Origin of the sequence: Isoptericola nanjingensis, assembly GCF_050311635.1 — a bacterium.
GTDB classification, from domain to species: Bacteria; Actinomycetota; Actinomycetes; order Actinomycetales; family Cellulomonadaceae; genus Isoptericola; species Isoptericola nanjingensis.
Genome location: NZ_JBNOZL010000007.1, coordinates 72,451 through 88,573, shown reverse-complemented (window position 1 = coordinate 88,573; position 16,123 = coordinate 72,451). Strand labels below are relative to the sequence as shown.

General features: G+C 74.1%; 16 protein-coding genes. 6 read left to right on the top strand and 10 right to left on the bottom strand.

The features are described 5' to 3' along the window. Positions 1–28: 28 nt before the first annotated feature. Together ACQP6G_RS14825 and ACQP6G_RS14820 are read left to right on the top strand one after the other, a co-directional pair. Entirely contained in the window at positions 29–775 is a 747-nt protein-coding gene (locus ACQP6G_RS14825; protein WP_429765325.1) for a hypothetical protein, read from the top strand. A 28-nt stretch (positions 776–803) separates the two neighbouring features. Next, positions 804–1,217, top strand: a complete 414-nt coding sequence (locus ACQP6G_RS14820; RefSeq protein ID WP_429765324.1) for a hypothetical protein — start codon at positions 804–806, stop codon at positions 1,215–1,217. Between the two features lie 48 nt (positions 1,218–1,265). Here ACQP6G_RS14820 and ACQP6G_RS14815 read toward each other — a convergent pair whose 3' ends face one another. Genes ACQP6G_RS14815 through ACQP6G_RS14805 form a run of 3 tightly spaced genes read right to left on the bottom strand, consistent with a single transcriptional unit; the run spans position 1,266 to position 3,975 of the window. Then, positions 1,266–2,072 (bottom strand): amino acid ABC transporter ATP-binding protein, encoded by an 807-nt coding sequence (locus ACQP6G_RS14815; RefSeq protein ID WP_429765322.1) that lies wholly within the window; start codon positions 2,070–2,072, stop codon positions 1,266–1,268. After that, positions 2,069–3,040 carry an amino acid ABC transporter permease gene (locus ACQP6G_RS14810; protein ID WP_429765321.1) on the bottom strand — a complete coding sequence of 324 codons (972 nt, stop codon included), beginning with the start codon at positions 3,038–3,040 and terminating at the stop codon, positions 2,069–2,071. The genes ACQP6G_RS14815 and ACQP6G_RS14810 overlap by 4 nt, the downstream gene beginning before the upstream one ends. Before the next feature lie 5 nt (positions 3,041–3,045). After that, complete coding sequence (locus tag ACQP6G_RS14805) at positions 3,046–3,975, bottom strand: ABC transporter substrate-binding protein (protein WP_429765320.1); 930 nt, start codon at positions 3,973–3,975, stop codon at positions 3,046–3,048. A gap of 126 nt (positions 3,976–4,101) precedes the next feature. Here ACQP6G_RS14805 and ACQP6G_RS14800 point away from each other — a divergent pair, with 126 nt between their 5' ends. Both ACQP6G_RS14800 and ACQP6G_RS14795 read left to right on the top strand, forming a co-directional pair. After that, positions 4,102–4,977, top strand: a complete 876-nt coding sequence (locus tag ACQP6G_RS14800) for an EamA family transporter (protein ID WP_429765319.1) — start codon at positions 4,102–4,104, stop codon at positions 4,975–4,977. Positions 4,978–5,037: 60 nt separating this feature from the next. Continuing rightward, positions 5,038–5,463, top strand: coding sequence for a hypothetical protein (locus ACQP6G_RS14795; protein WP_429765317.1), 426 nt, complete (start codon positions 5,038–5,040; stop codon positions 5,461–5,463). A 121-nt stretch (positions 5,464–5,584) separates the two neighbouring features. Here ACQP6G_RS14795 and ACQP6G_RS14790 read toward each other — a convergent pair whose 3' ends face one another. From ACQP6G_RS14790 to ACQP6G_RS14760, 7 genes are all read right to left on the bottom strand, one after another. Next, positions 5,585–5,752: a methionine/alanine import family NSS transporter small subunit gene (locus ACQP6G_RS14790; protein ID WP_429765315.1), complete on the bottom strand. Its 168-nt coding sequence runs from the start codon at positions 5,750–5,752 to the stop codon at positions 5,585–5,587. Beyond that, the gene (locus ACQP6G_RS14785) at positions 5,749–7,335 is read right to left on the bottom strand and encodes a sodium-dependent transporter (protein WP_429765313.1); all 1,587 of its coding nucleotides are present in this window, start codon (positions 7,333–7,335) and stop codon (positions 5,749–5,751) included. Before ACQP6G_RS14785 ends, ACQP6G_RS14790 begins: the two co-directional genes overlap by 4 nt. A 112-nt stretch (positions 7,336–7,447) precedes the next feature. Further along, entirely contained in the window at positions 7,448–8,725 is a 1,278-nt protein-coding gene (locus ACQP6G_RS14780; protein WP_429765312.1) for an FAD-binding protein, read from the bottom strand. 48 nt (positions 8,726–8,773) lie between these two features. Continuing rightward, the gene (locus ACQP6G_RS14775) at positions 8,774–9,925 is read right to left on the bottom strand and encodes a winged helix DNA-binding domain-containing protein (protein ID WP_429765311.1); all 1,152 of its coding nucleotides are present in this window, start codon (positions 9,923–9,925) and stop codon (positions 8,774–8,776) included. Between the two features lie 4 nt (positions 9,926–9,929). Continuing rightward, the gene (locus tag ACQP6G_RS14770) at positions 9,930–10,298 is read right to left on the bottom strand and encodes an STAS domain-containing protein (RefSeq protein WP_429765309.1); all 369 of its coding nucleotides are present in this window, start codon (positions 10,296–10,298) and stop codon (positions 9,930–9,932) included. A 121-nt stretch (positions 10,299–10,419) separates the two neighbouring features. Beyond that, positions 10,420–10,980: an aminoacyl-tRNA deacylase gene (locus ACQP6G_RS14765; protein WP_429765308.1), complete on the bottom strand. Its 561-nt coding sequence runs from the start codon at positions 10,978–10,980 to the stop codon at positions 10,420–10,422. Then, entirely contained in the window at positions 10,977–13,334 is a 2,358-nt protein-coding gene (locus ACQP6G_RS14760) for a PASTA domain-containing protein (protein ID WP_429765307.1), read from the bottom strand. The genes ACQP6G_RS14765 and ACQP6G_RS14760 overlap by 4 nt, the downstream gene beginning before the upstream one ends. Positions 13,335–13,558: 224 nt before the next feature. On the opposite strand from ACQP6G_RS14760, the gene ACQP6G_RS14755 reads away from it, so the two are divergent. Together ACQP6G_RS14755 and ACQP6G_RS14750 are read left to right on the top strand one after the other, a co-directional pair. Next, positions 13,559–14,335, top strand: a complete 777-nt coding sequence (locus ACQP6G_RS14755; RefSeq protein ID WP_429765305.1) for a LamB/YcsF family protein — start codon at positions 13,559–13,561, stop codon at positions 14,333–14,335. 2 nt (positions 14,336–14,337) lie between these two features. Continuing rightward, on the top strand, positions 14,338–16,083 hold the full coding sequence (locus ACQP6G_RS14750; protein ID WP_429765303.1) for a 5-oxoprolinase subunit B/C family protein: 1,746 nt from the start codon (positions 14,338–14,340) through the stop codon (positions 16,081–16,083). The last annotated feature ends 40 nt before the right edge of the window (positions 16,084–16,123 follow it).

Below are 16,123 nucleotides of genomic sequence, written 5' to 3'. Positions count from 1 at the left end.
GCGCGCCGGAGCCCAACCGAGGAGCGACATGAGCCGAGGCAGGACCGTCAGGAAGAACATCGCCGCAGGTCTGGGCGCCGCCGTCCTCGCGCTGGGGGTGGCGCTCACGGCCGCGGCCCCGTCGCAGGCGGCGACCACGGAGGAGAACCTGCCCGGCGTGCCCGCACCCGGCAGCCCCGCGAGCGAGTGGGAGACGTGGGCCGCGCAGGAGCGCGCCGACGCCGAGGCCACCGACTGGAAGGCCGACTCCGAGGCTCGCGGGTGCACCCTGCAGGACGTCACGATCACCGACGAGGTCGACCGCGACTACAACCTCGCGATGGGCGCGCCCGCCGACCTGGCGACGCACCGCGTCGACCTGCTCGAGGACTGCGGCGACGCCGCGACCGCCGTCGCCGACGGCGCGACCACGGCCACCCGGTCCGCGACGTCCGGGGCGAGCACTCTGGCGCTGCCGTCCGGCAACCGCTGCGCCTCCACCTCCGGCCCGGGCACGATGTGCCTGTCGAAGAGCAGCGGCCGCATCTACGCGTCGTGGCAGTACCGCGGTTCGGGCTCCGTGACCGGGTTCCTGCGCATCTACCAGGTCTCGTCCGGCGCGAGCGGCTGCCCCACCGGCACCACCTGGCTGACCGGCGCCAGCAGCACGTGGAGCAACGGCGACACCCGCACCATCTCCAAGACGCGCACGTCGGCCGGCGGCTACTCCGCGCACATCTGGAAGAAGGTCACCATCGGTCACACCGACTGGGGCGGCGTCTGCTCCGTGCTCTGACCGACCGGCCGACGACGAAGGAGGCTCGATGACGAGCGACCGGCTGGGCGTGGCGATCTTCGCCGTGTGGACCGTGGTGCTGGTCGCCGTCCCCGTCGTGACGATCGTCCTCGCCCTCCGTCGACGGCGACATGTCGGCGCCGGGCTCGTCGCCGTCACGGTGCTGGCGTTCGCCGTCCTCGGCGTGGGCTGGTGGCTGGTGCTGTCCCCCGTCGTCGTCGACGGGACCACGTGCATGTCGGGGTCCGCGGCGGCGGGCCTCCTCGACGACGGCCTCGACATGACCGAGTGGGCGGTCCCGCCCGCGGACCGCCTGGCGTGCCGTGACCTCGCCCGCCAGATCGTCGGCGGGTGGGCCGCGGCGGCGCTCGCAGCCCTGGCGGTCTGGATCGTCGCCGTCGCGCGGGCGCCGCGCGGGGCGACGGCGTCGTCGGCCCGGTGAGCCCGTCGACGGCGCGCGCCGGCTTCGACGGGCTCGGCCGGCGGGCCGTCAGAGCACGTGGGCCAGGAAGTCCCGCAGCCGCGGCTCGGACGGGTTGTCCAGCACGTCGGCGGGCGCGCCCTCCTCGACGATGACGCCGTCGTCCATGAAGACGACGTGGTCGGCGACCTCGCGGGCGAAGCCGATCTCGTGCGTGACGACGATCATCGTCATGCCGGAACGCGCCAGGTCCTGCATGACGGCGAGCACCTCGCCCACGAGCTCGGGGTCGAGCGCCGAGGTGGGCTCGTCGAACAGCATGAGCTCCGGGTCCATGGCGAGCGCCCGCGCGATGGCGACGCGCTGCTGCTGGCCCCCGGACAGCTGCGCCGGGTAGAACGCCGCCCGCTCGGCGAGCCCCACCCGGTCCAGCAGCTCCAGGCCCCTGCGGCGGGCCTCCGCCTTGGACAGCCCGCGCACCTGCACGGGCGCCTCCATGACGTTCTCCAGCGCCGTCTTGTGCGGGAACAGGTGGAAGCGCTGGAAGACCATCCCGATGCGGGAGCGCTGCTTCGCGATCACCTTGGGGTGCAGGCGGTGCAGCACGCCCTTGTCGTCGCGGCGGTAGCCCATGAGGTCGCCGCCCACGTGGATGGAGCCGGCGGTGATCTCCTCGAGCTCGTTGACGCAGCGCAGCAGCGTGGACTTGCCGGAGCCGGACGGCCCCAGCACCACGGTCACGGAGCCGCGCGGGACGTCGAGGGAGACGCCCTTGAGCACGTGCACGGCGTCGTGGCCGCGGCCGAACACCTTGTGCACGTCGCGGACCTCGACCATGGTCTCGGCGGTCCCGGGGGCCTCGGCCGACGCGGTCATGGGGTCACCTCCAGGAAGGGGTCGTCCTTGGTGGTGCCGGACGCGCCGATGAGGTCCTGCTTGCGGGGCTTGCGCCCTCCGCGCGGGCCGCGCCCGCCGCGACCGGTGCGGCCGCCGTCGAACCCGCGGCCGTAGTACCGCTCCAGGTAGTGCTGGCCGATCATGAGCACCGACGTGATGAGCAGGTACCAGAGCGCGGCCACGATGAGCAGCGGGATCGGCTGGAAGATGCGGCTGCCGATCTGGTTGGTGGCGTACGTGAGCTCGAGCGTGAACGGGATCGCCAGCACCAGCGACGTCGTCTTGAGCATGGAGATGGTCTCGTTGCCCGTGGGCGGCACGATGACGCGCATCGCCTGCGGCAGCACGATGCGGCGCAGGATCTTGGCGTCCTTCATGCCGAGCGCCTTCGCGGCCTCGGTCTGGCCGGGGTCCACCGACGACAGGCCGGCGCGGACGATCTCCGCCAGGTACGCGGACTCGTTGAACGCGAGGCCGATCAGCGCCGCCCAGAACGCCGTGATGACGTCCTGGGTGGTGAACGTCCAGAACTCCGGCCCGAACGGGATGCCGAGGGACAGCCGCGGGTACAGCACCGACAGCAGGCCCCAGAACACGAGCTGCGTGTAGATCGGGGTGCCGCGGAAGAACCAGATCCAGAACCACGACACCGACCGCATCACGGGGTTGTCGCTGCGCCGCATCACCGCCAGCAGCACGGCCAGCACGATGGCGATCGCCATCGAGCCGAACGTGAGGACGAGCGTCCAGCCCACGCCCCGCACGACGACGACGTCGCGCAGGTAGAGCCAGACGGTGTCCCACCGGAAGTTGGGGTTGGTGACGAGCGCGTTGACCGCCATCGCCACGAGGACGAGGACCACCACGGCCGACACCCACCGCCCCGGCCGGGGCACCGGCCGGGCGTGCAGGGGCTCCGGCAGCTGGCCGGACGGTCGGTCTTCCATGCGGGTCAGCCTGCCGGGTTCAGCTCGGCCGTGTCGAGCACGGCCGCGCCGGAGCCCCAGGTGTCGGCGACCTGGGCGAGCACGCCGTCGTCCATGAGCTTCTGCAGCCCGGCCTGGACGGCCTTCGCGAGCTCCTCGTCGTCCTTGGCGACGACGACGCCGTACGGCGCGGCGTCCGTGATCTCGCCGAGCGCCTCGACGGAGCCGCCGGTCTGCTCGACGGCGTAGGCGATGATCGGCGAGTCCGCGTACATGGCCTGCAGCTTGCCGCCCGCGAGGTTGGTCGTGACGTCGGACTGCGAGTCGTAGGGCAGCACGTCGACGGCGTCCTTGCCCTCGTCGGTGCAGGTCGTGCTGATCTCGGCCAGCTCGTCCTGCTGGATGGTGCCGGTCTGCACGCCGACGCTGACCCCGCACAGGTCGTCAGGGGTCACGCCGTCGGGGTTGCCCTTCGCGACGGCGAACTGCGAGCCGGCGGTGAAGTAGCTGACCATGTTGACCGTCTTCAGGCGCTCGGGCGTGACCGAGAACGCCGACATGCCGGCCTCGTACTTGCTGCCGATGGCCGGGATGATCGAGTCGAAGCCCGCGTTCTCGACCTGCAGCTCCAGGCCCATCGTCTTGGCGAGCGCGGTCGCGATGTCGATGTCGATGCCCACCGGCGTCGTGCCGTCCGCGTCGAGGAACTCCACCGGCGCGTACTGGAGGTTGGAGCCCAGGGTGAGCGTGCCGTCCTCGGCGACGGCGTCCGGGACGAGCGCAGCGACGGCGTCGTCCTTCTGGATCGCGTCGAGGTCGACGGCGGCGGAGGTGCTGTCCTCGGACGCGCCCGGCGTCTGGCCGAGGTCCTGCGAGGCCGTGGTGCAGCCGGTGAGGGCGAGGGCGGCGACGGCCGAGGTGACGACGGTCGCCGCGAGGGTGTGGCGGGTGCGCATGGTGGGCTCCGAGGATCGTGCGAGGGGTCGATGCATGAGTATGCAGCCCTAGGAATTATTCTCCAAACCGGCTGGTGATCGGGAGGTCGTCACCCCAGTGTGCGTCTGCGAGTACGGTCGGGGCCGATGTCGCCCACCTCGCTCGCGCTCGTGCTCGCCGCCGCCGTGCTCCACGCGATCTGGAACGTCGCGGCCAAGCGTGTCACCGGCGACTCGCGCGTCTTCGTCTGGCTCTACGCCACGGCGTCCGCCGTGCTGTGGGCGCCGGTGGGGCTGGTGATCCTCGCCCGCGAGGGCTGGCCGGACCTGGGTGCGCTGCTGCTGGCGGGCGCGGTCTCCGGCGTGCTGCACAACCTGTACGGCGTGGCGCTCAACACCGGCTACGCACGCGCCGATCTCGGGATCGTCTACCCGACGGCGCGGGGCACGGGGCCGCTGCTGACGATGCTCGTCGCGCTGGTGGTCCTCGGCGAGCAGGCGGACGCCGTCCACGTGGTGGGCGGCCTCGTGGTGATCGCGGGCGTGGCGGTGGTCGCGAGCTCGGGCGCGTCCGGCGTCGACGCCTCGCGCGGCCTCGCGGGCGTGCGCTGGGGCCTCGCGACCGGCGCCGCCATCGCCGCGTACACGCTGTGGGACGGTCACGCCGTCACGACGCTCGCGCTCGATCCCGTGGCCTACTTCGCGTGCAACGCCGTCTGGCAGTCGCTCACGCTGGCGCCCATCCTGCGTGACCGCGGCCGCCGCGCGGAGGCCGTCCGCATGAGCCGGCGGCACGTGCGCGAGATCGCGCTGGTCGCCGTGCTGTCCCCGCTGGGCTACATCCTCGTGCTGGTCGCGATGCAGACGTCGCCGATCGCGCTGGTGGCGCCGGCCCGCGAGTCGAGCATCGTCATCGGCACCCTCCTGGCCTGGTGGCTGTTCAAGGAGCCGCGCCCCGCCGTGAAGATCGTCGGTTCTCTCGTCGTGCTGGCAGGCATCGGGCTGCTGGCCGTGCCCGCCTGACGACGGGGCGCCCTGCCTGCCCGACATGCCGCGGGGACGTCCCGGCTCTACGCTCCGAGCATGATCAGGTTCCTGCTCCGTACGGCCGTGTTCCTGCTGGCGGCGGTGGTGGGCGTCCTCGTCGCCGCGGGGATCTTCGCCGCCTTCGACCTCGAGACGTTCTCCATCAACTGGTCCGAGCCGCTGGGCTTCGTCCTCGCCGTCGTCATCTTCGCCGTGGCGCAGGCGATCATCTCCCCGTTCCTCACCAAGGCGGCCCGGAACAACGCCCCCGCGCTCGTCGGCGGCGTCGGCCTGCTCTCGACGTTCGTCGCCCTCATCGTCGCGGTCCTCGTCACCGACGGGCTCGACGTCGGCGGCGTCGCCGGCTGGATCGTCGGACCGGTCATCGTGTGGCTCGCCGGGATGCTCGCGGCGTTCATCCTGCCCCTCTTCCTGCTCAAGGAAGGCGTGGAGAAGGTCCGCGAGAACCGCGAGGACGACTGACCCGCCGGGGCCTGCCGAGGTAGGACGGATTTCGCCGAGGTAGTACGGGCGGGCCGCACGTGGGTGCGGCCCGCCCGTACTACCTCGGCGAAATCCGTACTACCTCGGCGTGGGGGTGGGATCAGGTGTCGCGCTCGGTGATCGCGTCGTCCTCGCGGCGGTCGTCGTCCCCGCCCGGCGGGAAGTCGGCCCGCTCGGGGCGGGCGCGCAGGACGAGGATGCTCACCAGCAGGCCGCCCCAGACGACGGCCAGCGACAGCACCATGAGCAGGATCGCGTCGGCGTTCATCGGGCCGCCCCCTTCGTCGTCGTGGTCGCCGTGACCGGCGGGTAGGCGGGCCAGGCGACGAAGTCGTCCGGGCTGCGCCGCCAGCGCGGCAGCGTCAGCAGAACGGCGCCGACGACGAGGACCACGAGCGTGCCCCACCCGACGTACAGCAGGTACGTCTCGTCGTAGCCCTCGTACCCGTTCTGCACGAGGTCGACGATGCGCGAGACCAGCATGTACGCGAGCACGGCCGGCACGATCGCCCCGACGCAGACGTACCACCAGCGGCCCACCTGCACCGTCGAGACGGCGTTGAGGTGGTAGCGCAGCTCGGGGCTCGTGCGCAGCAGCCAGACGAGGAACACGCACATGAGCACCGCGGACGCCACGATGCCGATGTTGTTGGACCAGTTGTCGATCGTGTCCAGGGCGATGAGGCCCGTCGTCGTCGAGAACCCGACCACGGACAGCACGGCCGCCACGCCGCCGATCCACAGCACCGCCTGCCGGCGGGTGAGGCCGAACTTCTCCTGGAAGCCTGCCGCGACCACCTGCAGGATCGAGATGAGCGACGTGAACCCGGCCATCGCGAGCGACCCGAAGAACAGGGCGCCGAACAGGGGCCCGGCCGGCATCTGCGAGACGACGGCGGGGAACGTCACGAACGAGAGGATCGGGCCGGTGATGCCCTCGAGGTCCGCGACGGCGACGCCCTGCTCGTGCGCGAGGAAGCCGAGGGCGGCGAACACGCCGATCCCCGCCAGCATCTCGAAGCCCGAGTTGGAGAACGCGACGACCAGGCCCGGCGACGTGAGGTTCGCCCTGCGCTTCCGGTACGACGAGTACGTGATCATGATGCCGAAGGCCACGGAGAGCGAGAAGAAGATCTGCCCGTAGGCGGCGATCCACACGTTCATGTCGCCCAGCGCGCCCCAGTCGGGCGTGAACAGGGCGTTGAGACCGTCGGTGGCGCCGTCGAGGAAGATCGCCCGCACCACCAGCACGCTGAACGCGACGACCAGCAGCGGCAGGAAGATGACGTTGGCCTTCTCGATGCCCTTCGCGACGCCGCCCACGAGGACGACGATCGTCGCGACCCACACCAGCAGCAGCGGGATCAGCACCGCGGGCACGAAGTCGAGCGTGAACCACGCGCCGCCGTTGGCGACGTCGGACAGCTGCAGGTAGTCGCCGGTGAAGAAGCCTGCGGTGTCGTCGCCCCACTTCAGCGTGAAGGAGTAGACGAAGAAGCTCAGCGCCCAGCCGATGATCGCCGCGTAGTAGATCGCGATGACGAAGCAGATCATCACCTGGAACCAGCCCAGGGTCTCGAGCCACTTCTTCACCCGGCGGAACACGGTGGGCGGGCCGCCGCGGAAGCGGTGCCCCAGCGCGTAGTCGAGGAAGAGGATCGGGATGCCCGCCGTCAGCAGCGCGATCACGTAGGGCACCAGGAAGGCGCCACCGCCGTTCTCGTACGCGACCCCGGGGAACCGCCAGATGTTGCCCAGCCCGACGGCGGAGCCGATCGCGGACAGGATGAAGCCGACCTGCCCGGTGAACTGCTCCCGGGGGGGCGAGGTGTCAGTGGTCGTGGTGCTCACAGGCGTCGAACCTCCACGGTGAGGGGCGTCACGTCAAGCGTGTCTCACAGACCGATGCTGCCCGACCGCCCGGTCCGTGGCCAGCCCTCGCCGCGGCGGGTCCCCGCCGGGGTCAGCCCGCGAGCAGGCGACCCACCAGCCCGCCGTGCAGGCGGCCGTCGGGGTCGAACCGCGCGGCCAGGCGCCGGAAGTCGTCGAACCGGGGGAACAGCGCCGCCGTCGTCGGTGCGTCCAGCGTGCTGACCTTGCCCCAGTGCGGCCGCGCCCCGAGGGGCACCAGCGCCTGCTCGACGGCGGGCAGCACGGCCCGCACGTCGTCCTCGCGCGGCACCCACGTGAAGTGGAAGCCCACCGACGGCTCGTCGAACGGGCTCAGCCACAGGTCGTCGGCCGCGACGGTGCGGATCTCGCTGGTCTGCAGCAGCGGCGCGACCGTCGGGCCGAGGCGGCGCATCGCCTCGATCGCGGCGACGGCGTGGCGGCGCGGCAGCAGGTACTCCGACTGCACCTCGTCGCCGTTCGACGGCGTGAACTCGAGCTTGAAGTGGCTCAGCCGCTCGTGCCACGGGCCGTCCACGCCGAGCTGCTCGGTGCACGCCGACGGGTCGACGCCAGGCAGCGGGTGGACGGCCACGTCCGACCAGCGCAGGACGTCGGGGGCGAGCCCTCGGACCTCGGGCCGGTCGGCGCGGGCCACGGACTTGAACCACACGTGCCGCACGGCCGGCTCGTCCCAGCTCGTGAAGGCGCTCACCGAGTACGCCGCCGAGGTGATGGCGTCGAAGCTCGCGAGGTACGTGTCCCACGGGACGTCCGCCGCGACGTCCTGCCGCACCACGTATGCCGGGACGGTGCGCAGCTCGACGCGCGTCACGACGCCCAGCGCCCCGAGCGACACGACCGTGCCGGGGAAGACGTCGGGGTCGCTGTCGCGGGTGATGCGCCGCAGCTCGCCGCCCGGCGTCATGATCTCCAGACCCTCGACCGCGCTCGCGAGGCTCTGGTTCGCGTCGCCGGAGCCGTGCGTGGCCGTGGCGACCGCGCCCGCCACGGAGATGTGCGGCAGGGACGCCAGGTTGCCCAGCGCGCGGCCGGTCGCGTGCAGGGCACGGGACACCTCGCCGTAGCGCAGGCCCGCGTTCACGGACACGACGTCGCCCTCGTCACCGCCGTCCGGCGTCAGCGGCTCCACCGCGGGCCGGCCGTCGTCGAGCCCGTCCACCTGGACGTGCACGCCGTCCGTGTCGGCGACGTCGTTGAACGAGTGGCGCGACCCCAGCGCGCGCACCGGGCCGCCGGCGGTGAGCACGTCGGCGAGCTCCTCCAGCGACGCGGGGCGCACGACGGAGCGTGCGGAGTACGTGAGGTTCCCGGCCCAGTTGAGATGCACGGGACCACCCTGCCATCCGGGCAGCAGGTTCGGCGGCCCGGTCCAGGTTCAGCCCCGGTACACGTCGAGGTCGGCGACCGCCGCGTCCAGTGCGGCGCGCTCGGCAGGGGTCGGGTCGCGCAGCCACTGCACGTCGACGCCGCCCCGCCCGGCGCCCGCCGGCCAGCGCCAGCGTCCCGCCACCACGCCGTCCACCGCCACGCAGTGCACGAACGCGCCGGACCGGTCCGGCGGCGGCAGCGCCGGGTCGAGGACGACGTGGCGCGTCTCCCGGTAGGAGATCAGCAGCTCGTCGTAGGCCTGGAGCAGGTCGACGACGGGATCGTCGTCGACGCCGTCGCCCCCGCCGTCGCCACCACCGAGCCAGCGGTCCGCCGTCGCGGCCGTCGCGACGAGGACGAGGCCCTCGAGGTCCCCCGTGCCCGCGACCTGGACGACCTCGCCCGCCTCGGTGAGGGCGGCCAGCACGGGCCTGAGGTCGCGGACGGTGACGTCGGCCCACAGCCGCAGGTCGTTGAGGGTCGCGAAGCCGCGCCCTGGCAGGTAGCGACGCCACAGCTCGACGACGGCGGCCTGGGCGTCGAACCGCTCGCCCAGCGGCCCGTAGCCCGCGGGGACGCGGTCGTCGAAGGTCGCGTACGACTGGTGCTGCAGCTCCTTGCCGGCCGGCGGCGGCCCGCTGATCACGAGGCACCGCAGCTCCGCGTGCATGAGCATCTGGGTGAACGCGAGGCCGGGGGCGTCGGGGTCGAGCACGCCGTGGTCGACCAGCTCGGCCTTGATCTCCGCGCGCGTGCGCGGCCCGTCCGCGACGGCGGCGGCGACGGCCTCCGTGCCGGGGCCCAGGTCGCCGAGGTCCCACGCCCGCTCGGTGGACGCCATGAGCCTCTCGACGCGCGGCGCGCTGAGCTCGAGCAGCCAGCGCGCGTCGCGCGGCCGCACCAGGTGCCAGGTGGGGCGCAGCAGGTGGGTACGCAGCAGCTCGCCGTCGGCGAGCGCCGCGTTGAGGGCGGCGCGGCCGGGGCGCGAGGACGGCGCGACCCGCCGGGAGAGGCCCCACAACGCGGGCTGCAGCTCCTGCCCCTGCACCGCGAGGAGCGCGTCGACGACGGCGGTCGCGTCGGGCAGGCTCTGCCCGCGCAGGCCCGTGGCGGCAAGCCGCGCGGCCCGCACGACGGCGCTGTCGACCTGGACGCTCACCCGGTCAGCCGGCCCGACCTGCGGGCTCCGCCTCCGCCAGGGGGATGCGGCCGCCCATGCCGACCATGTCCAGCACCTCCGCGACCGCCTCGGACGGCTGGTACAGGCTCACGGACGTGCCCGTCTCCTGGCCCAGCATGTACACCTGCAGGATGAACGCGACCCCCGAGGAGTCGATGAACGTGACGTCCCGGGTGTCCACGACGATCGGTTGGGTCGTGCCCCGCGCCGCGAGCGCCGCCATCGCGTCGCTCGCCGCCTCGCGCAGCGCCGCGTCGACCTCGCCCCACAGGGTGAGGACGGTGGCCTCGTCGGTGGTCCGGGACGCGATCCCCGAGCTCGGCAGGGGTTCGCTGCTGCTGTCGATGTCCATGTGGTCGAGTTGCTCCCGTGCGTGGGGCCGTGCGGCCTGGGGACGCTGTCTGCGTCCTCTCCGTACAGCGAACGGCCCGCGTCGAGTGTTCCCCCGTCAGGCGGATTCGTCCAGCATCCGGTCAGTCCTGGCGGGTCGACGCCGGACCGGCCGGCGTCGCGCGGGCGGGCCCCGCCGGTCCAGGGTGGTCCAGGTCGGTGACGTCCGCGACCCGGGCGTCGAGGACGCGAGCAAGGTCACCTCCGTCGATCGTCGCCGAGACCCCGTGCCCGCCGCCCCCGACGGACACCGGCCCCGCCTCCGCGATGCGCGAGTCCGCGACCACCGGCCAGGCCGTGAGCGAGCCGAACGGCGTGATGGTGCCGCGTTCGTACCCGGTGACGTCGCGCGCCACCTCCTTGTCGGGCATCGACAGCCGGGACACCCCCAGCAGCGAGCGCAGCCGCGGCCACGCGATCGTGCGGTCGCCCGGCACCAGCACGAAGAGGAAGTCGCCGTCCCCGCGGCGCACCACGATCGTCTTGACCACCTGCGCCGGCGTGACGCCCCGCGCGGCCGCGGCCTCCGCGAGCGAGCGCACCGGGCCGTGCCGCACGATGTCGAACGCGACGCCCGACGCCTCCAGCGCCTCGCGCGTCCGCCGCTCGCCGGGGGTCTCTGCGGGCGGCGCGGGGGGCGTCACTCGGGACCCGTCGACACGACGAGCGTCACGGTCGACCCCGACGGCAGGGTCTCCTCCGTGCCCGACTCCCTCCGGACGACCACGCCTTCCGGCTGGTCGTCGCTCGGTTCCTCGACGACCTCCACGACGAAGCCGGCGTCCTTCAGACGCTGCACGGCCACGGCCTGCTCCTCGCCGACGACGCCCGGCACCTCGACCTGCTCCGGCTCCTCGGGTCCCGACGACACGACCACGCGCACGGCTGCGCCGCGGTCCACCGGTGTCCCGGCACCGGGCTCGGTCCGGATGACGTGGCCCTCGTCGACCGTGTCGCTGTGCTCCTCGACGACTTCCGGGGCGAGGCCGACGTCCTGCAGCGCCCGCTTGGCGGAGCCCGCGTCGCCCTCGACCGCCGGCACCTTCACCTGCGCCGGACCGCTCGAGACGACGATCGTCACGGTGGCGCCGCGGTCCACGCTGGAGCCCGCGACCGGGTCCGTTCCGACGACGTCGCCCTCACGCACCGCGTCGCTGGCCCGCGTCGCGACGCGCTTCGCCGGCACCAGGCCGGCGTCGGTCAGGGCCTGCCGTGCACCCGCCTCGTCCTTGCCGGCGACCTTCGGCACCGCCACCTGCTGCGACGCCTGCTCCGGGCCGCTCGAGACGACGAGGGTGACCGTGGAGCCGGTCCGGACCTTCGTGCCCGCATGCCGGGTCGTCACGACCGTGCCCTCGGGGACGTCGTCGTCCGCGCGCGTCACGGTCGTCACCTCGAGTCCCAGCGCGTGCAGCTTCTTCTTCGCTGCAGCGAGGCTCTGGCCGGCGACGTCGGGCACCGTGACCTTCGCGGGCGTGGCGGGCCGATCGGACGAGTCGCCTCCCTTGCCCGGGTCCGTGGTCCCGCCGTCGGACGTGGAGCCGGGCTTCTTGCCGCCCTTCTCGACCGCCCCGTCCTTCGCCGTGCCGGCCGCGGACTTCGTGCCCTTCCCGTCGTTGCCGTCCTTCGCGTCCTTGGCGTTCTTGTCGGCACGCTCGGCCGGGGCCGTCGGCCCGCCGCCGCCCGCGACGTCGTCGGCCTTCCACGCCCGGTCGGGGATGGGGCCGGCGGCGAAGAACTCAAAGTGCCACGGCTCGGGCTTCGAGCCGGTGGAGCGCGCCCAGGACGGGTTGTCCCAGCCGTAGTCCGGCCCGTGCACGCGCATCCACGCGTGCTCGGCGGACGTGAAGGTGGAGATCGGGTAGCCCAGGTCGACGGCGAGGCCCCAGCCGTGGTTCGACGTGCCCGGCGTCGCCGCCAGCCAGCCCTTGGTGGCCTTGACGCGGATCTGCAGCTCCAGCGAGCGGTACGAGTCGGTCATCGGGATGGGCACCCCGAACTCCTTCTCGTACTCCTTGCTGAGCGCGGAGAGCTGCTCCGCGGCGTCGCAGCGCAGCATGTGCCCGGGCGCGAAGTCGAGCGGGCACAGCGCCGACGCCGGGATGCGCCCGTTGGCGTAGCCCGCCGTGCTCCGGCCGTAGCGGTCGACCACCTCGAGCAGGCTCGCCGTCAGCGTGGCGCGCGCCGCGACCGTCCCGTCCGCCCCTGCCGGCAGGATGCCCGCCTCGAGGGTCGTGGTCGCCGGGTCCAGCAGCGTCGCCAGGCGCGTGGCCGCGACGACGAGGTCGTCGAACGTCACCTCGTCGCCGTCGTGCCCGCTCTGGTCCGCGGCCTGCTCGTCCGGTTGCACGGCGTCCGGCTGCACGGCGTCCGGCTGCACGGGATCAGGCTGCTCGGCGCCGGACCGCTCCCCCGTGGCCACAGGGTCGGGCTCGTCGGCGGGGTCGATCGCGGCGGGGTCCGTCGCGATCTGGCGCGCGACGGCCACGGCCCGCGGCTCGTCGGCGGGCGTCGTCTCGGCGGGCCCGGTCACGTCGGGCTCGGTCGCGGGGGCCGGGAGCACGGGCGAGGGCACCTCGGCGTCCGCGGCCGCGAAGGGGCGGTCGGACGACCTGGCGGACTGCTGCGCGAGGTACGTGCTGAGCAGCATGCCGAGCTCGGCGGCGGCCTGGTCCACCGCGGGCGTCACCTTCCGGCCGGCGTCCTGGCCGGCGAGCTCCGCGCGCTCGAGGACGCCCAGCACCTCCTGGAGCGTCGTCGGGCCGGTCGACTCCGGCGTCCCGACCACGCCCACGGAGACGCCCTCGCCCACCGGGCTGCCGGCTCCGACGTCGGGGGTGTGCTGGTCGGCGGCGAGGGTCTGGAGGCGGCCGTCGTTCCACGGGAGGCCCGCCACGGGGGCCGCGAGAAACCCCGCCGCGACCACGCACGTCGCCGTCGCCGTCGCGAGCAGCCTGCCGACACGCGCGCCCCGTCCGGTGTCCCTCGGAGACCTCACGACGACGAACCTCCTACATCGGCACTGCTCAGGCGCTCGGATCCTGCCACACCTCGGCGTCGTCGTGTGACACAGGCGACAGGACCGTCCCTTCACTGTGCGGCACGCGCCACGCTCCTGCCACCCCTGCGACGAGAGTTCACGCGACGCTCATCCGCACACCATGACCGGAGCGCCCTGATACGCCCCCGCCCGCAGGGGACGTCGCGCGGCAGACTGGACGCATGACCACCGTCGACCTCAACAGCGACCTCGGCGAGGGGTTCGGGCGCTGGACCCTCGGCGACGACGAGGCGATGCTCGACGTCGTCTCGTCGGCGAACGTGGCGTGCGGCTTCCACGCCGGCGACCCGGCGTCGATCCGTCGCACGGTGGGCCTGGCCGCCGCCCGCGGCGTCGCCGTCGGGGCGCACGTCGGCTACCGCGACCTCGCGGGCTTCGGGCGCCGCGACATCGACGTCCCGTCGGCCGAGCTGCAGGCCGACGTCGTCTACCAGGTCGGCGCGCTGCAGGCTCTCGCCGCCGCCGAGGGCACCCGCGTCACCTACGTGAAGCCGCACGGCGCCCTGTACAACCGGGCGGCCGTGGACCGGCGCGTGGCGGACGACGTCGCCGCCGCTCTCGCCTCCGTCGACCCGTCCCTCGTGCTGCTCGGGCTGCCCGGCACCCTCTCCCTCGCCGCCGCCGAGGCCGCGGGCCTGGCCACCGCGGCGGAGGCGTTCGCCGACCGCGCCTACACGCCTGCCGGCACGCTGGTGCCCCGCGGCGAGCCGGGCGCCGTCCTGCACGACCCGGACGTCGTGGCCCGGCGGATGCTGCGGCTCGTCACCGAGGGCGTGGTCGAGGCCGTCGACGGCAGCGTGGTGCGCGTGGCCGCCGACTCCGTGTGCGTGCACGGCGACACGCCCGGCGCGGTCGCGATGGCCCGCCGGGTGCGAGCGGCGTTCGACGACGCGGGCGTCACCCTCGCCGCGTTCGCCCCGGCGACGTCGAGGGCCTGAGCGTGGGCGGGCCTGAGCGCGTCCCGCCCGTGCGTGTCTTCTCCGTGCGTGTCCTGCCCGTGCGCGACGACGCCCTGCTCGTCGAGGTCGACGACCTCGCGCAGGCCCTGGCGCTCCACGCGTCCCTGCGCGACGACCCCGTGACGGGCGTCGGGCAGCCCGTGCCCGGCGCGCGCACGCTGCTGGTGCCGTTCGACCCGTGGCGGCTGCCCGCGGCCCGTCTCGCGGACGAGCTGCGCGCGCGGGCGGCCGCGGCCGGCCGCGCCGCCGACGAGGGGGCCGGGGAGCCGGCGGGAGCAAGGCTCGTCGAGATCCCCACCGTGTACGACGGCGAGGACCTGGCCGACGTCGCACGCCTGCTCGCGTGCAGCCCGGAGGAGGTGGTGCGGCGGCACGCGGGGGCGTCGTGGGTGGTGGGCTTCGTCGGCTTCGCCCCCGGGTTCGCGTACCTGACCGGGGACGACGAGACGCTGGTCGTGCCGCGGCGGGAGTCGCCGCGCACCCGGGTGCCCGCGGGCTCGGTGGCGCTCGCCGGGCCGTACTCGGGCGTCTACCCGCGCTCCAGCCCGGGCGGGTGGCAGCTCGTCGGTCGGACCGACGTCGTCACCTGGGACGCCGACCGCGACCCTCCCACCCCGTGGGCCCCCGGCGACCGGGTGCGGTTCACGGCCGTGCGCGCGGCGGCCCGCGGCGCCGGGCTCGCTCACGACGGCAGTTCGGGCCCGGCGCGGCAGTCCGAGCTGCCGCCGCGAACCGAGACTGCCGGGCCCACGACGTCGGGCAGGGGTCTGGAGGTGCTGGAGGTCGTGACGCCCGGGCTGCAGGCGCTGGTGCAGGACCTCGGCCGACCCGGGCTGGCGCACCTCGGCGTGTCCGCGTCCGGCGCGGCCGACCCGCGCAGCCTGCGCGCCGCGAACCGCGCGGTGGGCAACCCGGTCGGGGCGGCCGCCGTCGAGGCCGTGGGCGGCGGGCTGCGGCTGCGCGCCCGCACCGACGCCGTCGTCGCGCTCGCCGGGGCGGACGCGGACGCCGTCGTGCACCGCGGCGGCGACCCGGACGACGCCCGCCGCGCACCCCTGGCACGGGCGTTCCGCCTGCGCGCCGGCGACGAGCTCGCGCTGGCCGCCCCCGCCCGCGGCCGGCGGACGTACGTCGCCGTCCGCGGAGGCGTCGCCGCGCCGCCCGTCCTCGGCTCCCGCGCCACCGACACCCTCGCCCACCTGGGCCCCGCCCCCCTCGCCCCCGGGACCCCCCTGCGTGGTGAGCGCGATCTCGGGGCCTGTTCGCGACCGAAGAGTCCCCGGAGTCTTGCTCACCACGTCCTGGCGGTGGCGGTGGACGACGTCGGGGCGCCGGACGTCGCGGCGCTGCCCGCGCCGGGCGAGGTCACGACGCTCCCCGTCGTGCTCGGCCCGCACGACGACTGGTTCGCGGACCCCGCCGCGCTCGTCGACCAGGAGTGGCGGGTGACCGACCGTGCGGACCGGGTGGGGCTGCGGCTGGACGGAGCACCCCTGACCCGGGCGGCCGGCGCGCAGGGGCGCGAGCTGCCCAGCGAGGGCTGCGTGACCGGCGCTCTGCAGGTGCCGCCGGACGGCCTGCCGGTGCTGTTCGGCGTCGACCACCCGCTCACCGGCGGCTACCCGGTGGTCGCGTCCGTGGCGTCGACGCACCTGTGGCTGCTCGGCCAGCTGCCGCCGGGGGCGCTGCTGCGGTTCGTGCCGGTCGCGCCTCATCCGTTCGGCTGACTTCCGGCGAGCCCGGCAGGCGATGTGGCGGTCCGGTGCC

Bases quoted from the DNA above. Each gene is read 5' to 3' on its own strand.
- ACQP6G_RS14825 (WP_429765325.1), top strand. From the start codon at position 29: ATGAGCCGAGGCAGGACCGTCAGGAAGAACATCGCCGCAGGTCTGGGC.
- ACQP6G_RS14820 (WP_429765324.1), top strand. From the start codon at position 804: ATGACGAGCGACCGGCTGGGCGTGGCGATCTTCGCCGTGTGGACCGTG.
- ACQP6G_RS14815 (WP_429765322.1), bottom strand. From the start codon at position 2,072: ATGACCGCGTCGGCCGAGGCCCCCGGGACCGCCGAGACCATGGTCGAG.
- ACQP6G_RS14810 (WP_429765321.1), bottom strand. From the start codon at position 3,040: ATGGAAGACCGACCGTCCGGCCAGCTGCCGGAGCCCCTGCACGCCCGG.
- ACQP6G_RS14805 (WP_429765320.1), bottom strand. From the start codon at position 3,975: ATGCGCACCCGCCACACCCTCGCGGCGACCGTCGTCACCTCGGCCGTC.
- ACQP6G_RS14800 (WP_429765319.1), top strand. From the start codon at position 4,102: ATGTCGCCCACCTCGCTCGCGCTCGTGCTCGCCGCCGCCGTGCTCCAC.
- ACQP6G_RS14795 (WP_429765317.1), top strand. From the start codon at position 5,038: ATGATCAGGTTCCTGCTCCGTACGGCCGTGTTCCTGCTGGCGGCGGTG.
- ACQP6G_RS14790 (WP_429765315.1), bottom strand. From the start codon at position 5,752: ATGAACGCCGACGCGATCCTGCTCATGGTGCTGTCGCTGGCCGTCGTC.
- ACQP6G_RS14770 (WP_429765309.1), bottom strand. From the start codon at position 10,298: ATGGACATCGACAGCAGCAGCGAACCCCTGCCGAGCTCGGGGATCGCG.
- ACQP6G_RS14755 (WP_429765305.1), top strand. From the start codon at position 13,559: ATGACCACCGTCGACCTCAACAGCGACCTCGGCGAGGGGTTCGGGCGC.